Genomic DNA, 6,437 nt, shown 5'->3' on the forward strand with positions numbered 1-6,437 from the left:
CTCATACCTTCTCTTTGGTTGTAGTTGGTGCAGTGGTCTGCTTTGGAGCGCTGGGCCGCGCCCCAGGCTTGGCCGTGACGGCTGCCCGGGCTTTGGGTACAGCTTTGGCGCCCTCAGCAGTTGCTGTCGGGGTGGTCTTGGCGGCTGCCGGCTTTGGCTTGGCCGCCGGAACTGACGGTTTGGCGCCCCCGGTTCGGGCTTTGGCCACCGGGGCGGCCGGTTTGGGCGCCGGAGGCCTGGCCGATGTCGCCGTGGGCCTTGGCGCCGCCGGCTTTGCTGCCGGAGCGGCCGGTTTGGGAGGAGCGGCCGCTGGCTTGGCGGTATTAGGGGCAGCAGCGTCTTCAGGGGCAACTGTGTCTTTGGGTGTGACGGCTTCTAGTGGGGTGGCTTCTGAAGCTGCTGGGGCCGCAGCCTCCGGCACTGCCATGGTCTCCGGCACCGCCATTGATTCCGGCGCTGCAACGGTTTCCGGCACACCTTCGGCCAACGCAGGTGCCTCGGTGACCGGCTCATCGAGGTCCTCAAGGCTGTCCGGCTCGATCAGGTCCTCAATCGCAATAGCCCGGACCGCGGCCGCATTGCCGCGTCCTTCCGCCCGGTTCCGCCGCCGGGTCGGAACCCTGGGAGCCTTCTTTTTCAGTGGTGCCAAAACCATCACCATATTGCGGCCGTCCTGCCTGGGCACTGATTCGACTGTGCCTAGTTCGACCACATCCTCGGCCAGCTTGCGCAACAGCTTCATGCCCATTTCTGGCCGGGACTGTTCGCGTCCCCGGAACATGATCATGACTTTGACCTTGTCCCCCTGGCCCAGGAACCGCTCGACGTGTCCCCGCTTGGTGCCGTAGTCGTGCGGGTCGATTTTCAGCCGGAAACGAATCTCTTTAAGCTGGGTGCCACCCTGGTTGCGCCGGGCATCGCGAGCTTTTTGGGCCGATTCGTACTTGTACTTCCCGTAGTCCATCAACTTGGCGACCGGGGGACGGGCGTCTGGCGCCACCTCCACCAGGTCGAGTTCTGCATCGGCCGCAAGGCGCAGAGCCTTCTCTAGCCGCACTATGCCCACCTGTTCACCGGCGGGTCCAACCAGGCGCACCTCGGGCACGCGTATCCGGTCGTTGATGCGAGGTTCGGTGATGGCCTTCCTCCTATGCGCTTTGGTTCTTTTGGCGCGCACGGATCATTAGCCTTGACCCAGCCCCTGGGTTTGGGTCCCCGGGACTCGGGTGGGAGCTGAACTCCGCTTACGCCCCGCCCTTTTCAGGGCAGTCGGTCGGGGGCCAGTGTAGCAGTCGCCGCCCGCCGCCAAATCAGGTAACCTGCAACGCCCGCCACCAGGCCAATAGCGGCACTGGCCAGGTAGCCTGCCCTGGCCCCTTGGTGGTCGAGGACCAAGCCAACTAGGGGTGCGCTGACCGAGGCCCCAACCGTCATGGCTGTACCGGACCAGCCGAACACCTCGGTCCGGCGTTCCTCCGGCACCAAATCGGTTAGCGCCTCGTTGATCGAGGTCAAGGCCGGGGCACAAGCCACGCCGGCCAAAGCCAGCCAGGCCGCCAAGGCGACCGGACCACCGGCCAAAGCGGCTGGAGCCGTCAAGATGCTCATCAGCGCCACCATTAGAAGTGGGTTGGTCCGCTTTCCCAAAGCACCATAGATGAGTCCGCCGCAAATCGAACCGACCGACCAAATCGCCGCCACCAGCCCCAACAGCCCGGGCCGGTGCCATTCGTTCAAAGAGCGCACTAGGGTCAGGTCAACGCCTTGAAACAGGACTGCGGCCACGGCCGAGGCGCCCAAAACTGTCAACAAGGCGCTGGTCAGCCGCAATGGCTTGGTGCCCTGACCGGCATCGGTCTTGGTGCCCTGACCGGCACAGGCATTGGGGTCCTGGCTGGCTCCAGGTCCTAAAGTCGTCACGGTCCGGGTCGGTGGGTCAAACAGAATCAAAGCCAAACCGGTGCCCACGGTGATAACACCAAGTCCCACCAAGGTGGGCCTCGAACCAACCCAGGTCACCATGGCCGCGCCCAATAGCGGTCCCACCACGAAAGCTAGCTCAGTAAAGACGGCGTCAAGCGACAACCCGGCCTGGCGCAGACGCTTCGGTGCCATCACCGTAATGGCCTGACGGACCAGGGAGAAACCCGGCACCATGTAGCAGCCCTGGATCAAGGCCGCGACTAGCAACCACCAATAGGGCAGGAAAGGCATGGCGATCCAGCAGGCCGCCTCGATGATGGTCGAGGGGATCAAGGTGCGGCGCACGCCCTTTTTGTCCACCAGCCGTCCACGCCAGGGTGAACCGATGCCCCAGCCAACAGCTGCGGCGGTGGCGGCCAGGCCGGCGTAGAAGTAGTTCATGCCCATGGTGTTGACCACGTGCAAGGTGAAAACCAGGCCACCGGCGGCATGAGGTAGGCGCACAACCAGTCCAATGCCAAACAGCGTCGGCAAACGGCGCTGCTTGAACAGATCCTGATAGGTGGCAAAGGGCACGAGCCCCAACGTTAGTCGCCAGTTTGAGTCGCCGCCCCGGACCCCCGGTCGGTGTTCCACCCAGGCGCGCCGGCCGCCGGTCCCATCAAGCCCAAGACCTTGGCCAGGGGCGCCAACTAGCCGATAGTCAGGTCGCCCAGGCCCTAGCCCTTGGCTACGTCAAGGGCCTGTGCCAAGGTGAAGGCTCCGGCGAAAAGGGCCTTGCCAATGATCGCGCCTTCAAGTCCCTGGTTGACCAATTGGCGCAGGGCCTTGATGTCATCGAGGGTCGAGACGCCACCAGAGGCCACGACTTGAGCTTCGGTTTTGTCGCACACCTGGCTCAACAGTTCGAGGTTTGGTCCTTGCATGGTGCCATCTCTGGTGACATCGGTGACAACAAAGCGAGGGCAGCCGTCTTGGTTCAGCCGCTCGAGGGTTTGCCACAAGTCGCCGCCCTCTTTGGTCCAGCCCCGGGCGGCCAGTCGCTGGCCGCGCACGTCTAGGCCCACGGCGATACGGTCGCCGTGCTTCGAAATGGCGGCTGCGGTCCAATCCGGATCCTCCAGCACTGCCGTGCCTAAGTTGACCCGTTTGGCCCCGGTTTTCAGGGCCGCATGGAGGCTGGCATCATTCCTAATGCCACCGGACAATTCGACCCTGACGTCGAGGGCAGCGATGACACCTTCCATCAAACTGGCATTGGAACCGCGGCCAAAGGCGGCATCTAGGTCGACCAAATGGACCCAATCAGCCCCGCCGCGCTGCCAGTCAAGGGCGGCCGCCAAGGGGTCTCCATAATAGGTCTCCGACCCGGCCTGGCCCTGCACCAAACGGACGGCTTGGCCCTGCGTCACATCGACGGCAGGCAGAAGCTCAAGTTCGGGAAGGTTCACCCCATTGTTCTACCACACCGCCAAACCCCCGGCTAACCGGCCTGGTGTTTGGCCAGGTTAGAAGCCTGTGAACCGGCGGATAGACGGTTCGGTGGCCGTTCCCTAGCGCTCAGTTAGGTGAGCCTTGACAAAGTTGGCCAGTAGCAAATGCTGGGTGCCATCGACGGCCGATTCGTGAGCCGCCGCAATCAGGGGTTCGACCTCGTCGGGGCGGAAATAGCCCGAATGCTGGTAGATGTGAATGCGTTCAGCCAGGTCGAAAGCGTTGATTTCAGGGTGGTATTGGGAGGCATAGACATTTCGTCCAACTCTGAAAAGCTGAATTGGGCAGTACTGACCAGTCGCCAAGACGGTGGCGCCTGGCGGTGGACCGTTGGCCGCCTCCTTGTGGCCAACAAAGGCCCAAAACTGGCGCGGCGATCCGGCCAGCAACGGTTCGGCTACGCCAGCGTCAGTCAGGCTGACCAAGGCCGCGCCGACCGGTTCACCGTGTTCGCGGTCAACCTGCCCGCCAAGGTGGCTGGCCAGCATGCCAATGCCGTAGCACATGCCCAGGAGCGGGAAATCCTGGTCAATCACCTGGTCTAACACTCGGCCAAGGTCGGCTTCGACTCGCTGTTGAAGTTCAGTTTTGATCCGATCGCTGGCGCAAAAATCTGATCCGCCTAGCAGCACACCGGAGTACTGGACAAGGTCAACGTCTGCCAATGGCTCGGACTCCAAGCGGCGCCAGTCAAGCTGATTCGGCTCCAAGGCGCCCACACGCAACACCTGGTTGTATTCGCCGGCCGCCGCCGGGTCGTGCGCCCGGCTCGAAAGCAGCAAGAACGGCTTGTACTTGGTCATCGGTTTCCTAGGGTTGTTTCCTGATTGGCTAGCCACATATTGAACCGCGCCCAGGGCCGTTAGCCAAGTCCGTCAAGATCTATGGCCGCATTTGGCAGGTCGGTCCGGGACCATTGTTACGTTTCACAGACGCTGGCGAATCCCGACCTGCGGTTGTGTTCTGACGCACCTGGTCAGTGCGCCAATGGTTGGTCTCGCACCTGGTCAGTGCGCCATTGGGCTGCCTTGAGCCGGGGTGCAAATCCGATGTTTGGGTGGACCTCCTAGACTGGTGGTCCGTGGCCTCGCCGAACGATGACTTGAGCTGGGACCGACCGGCCGCCCGGCTGCCGGTTCGGCCTGAGCTGGCCGCTGCCCGGCCTTACGGTGCCCCCCAACCTCCGGTGGCGGTTCCGCTGAACGTCAACGAAAACCCCTATTCGCCGCCAACCCAGGTGGTCAGGGCCATTTCAAAGCAGATTGAGCAGGCCGCCACCCAACTCAACCGTTACCCGGACCGTGACTTCACCCAGCTGCGTCAAGCCCTGGCCGCCTATTTGGCCAAGGAGTCCCAGGCCACCGGCCTGGCTGCGGACAACATTTGGGCGGCCAACGGCTCGAATGAGGTCATGCTCCACATTTTCCAGGCTTTTGGAGGACCGGGTAGAACCGCCTTGTCATTCGACCCGACCTACTCGATGTATCCCGAATACGCCAGGAACACCTACACCGCCTGGGCCACCGGGGATAGACGGCCAGATTTTTCGATCGACCCAAGCGCCGGCATCGGCCAAATCAAGCAAACCGGCGCCTCCCTGGTGCTCCTGGCCAGCCCCAACAACCCAACCGGTACAGCCGTACCGCTATCGCTAGTTGACCAGATGTGCGCTGAAAGTGCTGGTCAGGCCCTAATCGTGGTGGATGAAGCTTATGCGGAATTCCGCCCGCCAGGTATGCCCTCGGCCTTGAGCCTGCTGGGGCGACACAACAATTTGGTGGTCACCCGCACAATGTCGAAGGCCTTTGCCTTAGCCGGCGCCAGATTGGGCTACGCCGCCGGAAGCGCCGAGCTGATTGGTTACCTTAGAACCGTCCGCCTGCCCTATCACCTTTCGACCCTGACGCAGGTGGCCGCCAGCGCCGCCTTGGCCCAGGCCGACCTAATGTTGGCCCGGGTAGCCGAACTGCGCCAAAGCCGCGACCAGTTGCGGGCAACACTGCTGGGCCTAGGCTTGGCCTGCCCTGACTCGGCCGCCAACTTCTTGCTCTTTGGCCACTTTGAGTCAGCCGATTTGGTTTGGCGTGACCTGCTGGACCAGGGTGTCTTAGTGCGTCAGGTTGGACCGCCCGGCTACCTTAGGGTGAGCGTTGGTTCACCGGACCAAAACCGGCGGTTTGTCCAGGCCCTGACCAAAGCCATAGACAAGATGCCGGGGGCATTGGCGCTGGAGCCACCCCAGGAAGGCGAAATCAGATCATGAAACGAACCGCCCAGCTGCAACGGACCACCTCGGAGTCCCAAATTGCCCTGGAGCTGGATCTGGACGGCACCGGCCAGTCCCACGTCCAAACAGGCGTGCCCTTCTTCGACCACATGCTGACAGCCTTATCCAAGCATTCGCATATCGACCTGGACGTCAAAGCCAAAGGCGACACGGAAGTTGACCCACATCACACCGTCGAAGACACCGCCATTGTGCTGGGACAGGCGCTGGACCAGGCCTTGGGCGACAAGGCCGGAATCAACCGCTTTGGCGACGCGACCGTGCCGCTGGACGAGGCGCTGGCCCAAGCCGTGGTCGACATTTCCGGCCGAGGTTATTTCGCCCACCACGGCCTGCCGGCCGCACTCAGCCACACCGTCATTGGCGGCCACTTCCCCACCGTCTTGGCCGGCCACGTCTTCCACTCCTTGGCCACTAACGCCAGACTCTGCCTGCACCTGCGGTTACTGTCCGGCTTGGACCCGCACCACATTGTCGAAGCCCAATTCAAGGCTTTGGCCCGGGCCCTCAGAACGGCCGTCGGCTTAGATCCCGGCTCCTCCTCCGTGCCCTCGACCAAGGGCCGGCTGTGAGTGACAAATGGGACCAGGCGCTGGAGGACCTGCTGGCCCGCCCCGGCGCTGATAGTGGCGCTGCGCCCGATGCCGGCCCCCAGGACGCTGAGGCGAGCCTCGGCAAAGGGGAGGCCGTCCGGGTAGGGGTCCTGGTTAGCCCGTTTGCCCAGCCAGAGGTC

6 protein-coding genes are annotated in these 6,437 nt (G+C 63.2%); 2 read left to right on the forward strand and 4 right to left on the reverse strand.

All coding sequences use genetic code 11. The annotated features are described in order from the left end of the window. Window position 1: 1 nt before the first annotated feature. The 4 genes from infC to FWD29_07175 all read right to left on the reverse strand — a co-directional run bounded on the left by infC (window position 2) and on the right by FWD29_07175 (window position 4,220). Window positions 2-1,177 (reverse strand): translation initiation factor IF-3, encoded by a 1,176-nt coding sequence (gene infC / locus FWD29_07160; protein MCL2803713.1) that lies wholly within the window; start codon window positions 1,175-1,177, stop codon window positions 2-4. A gap of 83 nt (window positions 1,178-1,260) precedes the next feature. Beyond that, entirely contained in the window at window positions 1,261-2,499 is a 1,239-nt protein-coding gene (locus tag FWD29_07165) for an MFS transporter (GenBank protein ID MCL2803714.1), read from the reverse strand. A gap of 143 nt (window positions 2,500-2,642) precedes the next feature. Then, window positions 2,643-3,374, reverse strand: a complete 732-nt coding sequence (gene priA, locus FWD29_07170; protein MCL2803715.1) for a bifunctional 1-(5-phosphoribosyl)-5-((5-phosphoribosylamino)methylideneamino)imidazole-4-carboxamide isomerase/phosphoribosylanthranilate isomerase PriA — start codon at window positions 3,372-3,374, stop codon at window positions 2,643-2,645. 102 nt (window positions 3,375-3,476) lie between these two features. Continuing rightward, complete coding sequence (locus tag FWD29_07175; GenBank protein ID MCL2803716.1) at window positions 3,477-4,220, reverse strand: glutamine amidotransferase; 744 nt, start codon at window positions 4,218-4,220, stop codon at window positions 3,477-3,479. Between the two features lie 278 nt (window positions 4,221-4,498). On the opposite strand from FWD29_07175, the gene FWD29_07180 reads away from it, so the two are divergent. Together FWD29_07180 and hisB are read left to right on the forward strand one after the other, a co-directional pair. Then, window positions 4,499-5,680 (forward strand): histidinol-phosphate transaminase, encoded by a 1,182-nt coding sequence (locus FWD29_07180; protein MCL2803717.1) that lies wholly within the window; start codon window positions 4,499-4,501, stop codon window positions 5,678-5,680. Beyond that, complete coding sequence (gene hisB, locus FWD29_07185) at window positions 5,677-6,276, forward strand: imidazoleglycerol-phosphate dehydratase HisB (GenBank protein ID MCL2803718.1); 600 nt, start codon at window positions 5,677-5,679, stop codon at window positions 6,274-6,276. The genes FWD29_07180 and hisB overlap by 4 nt, the downstream gene beginning before the upstream one ends. The last annotated feature ends 161 nt before the right edge of the window (window positions 6,277-6,437 follow it).

The organism is Micrococcales bacterium (genome assembly GCA_009784895.1).
Lineage (GTDB): Bacteria > Actinomycetota > Actinomycetes > Actinomycetales > WQXJ01 > WQXJ01.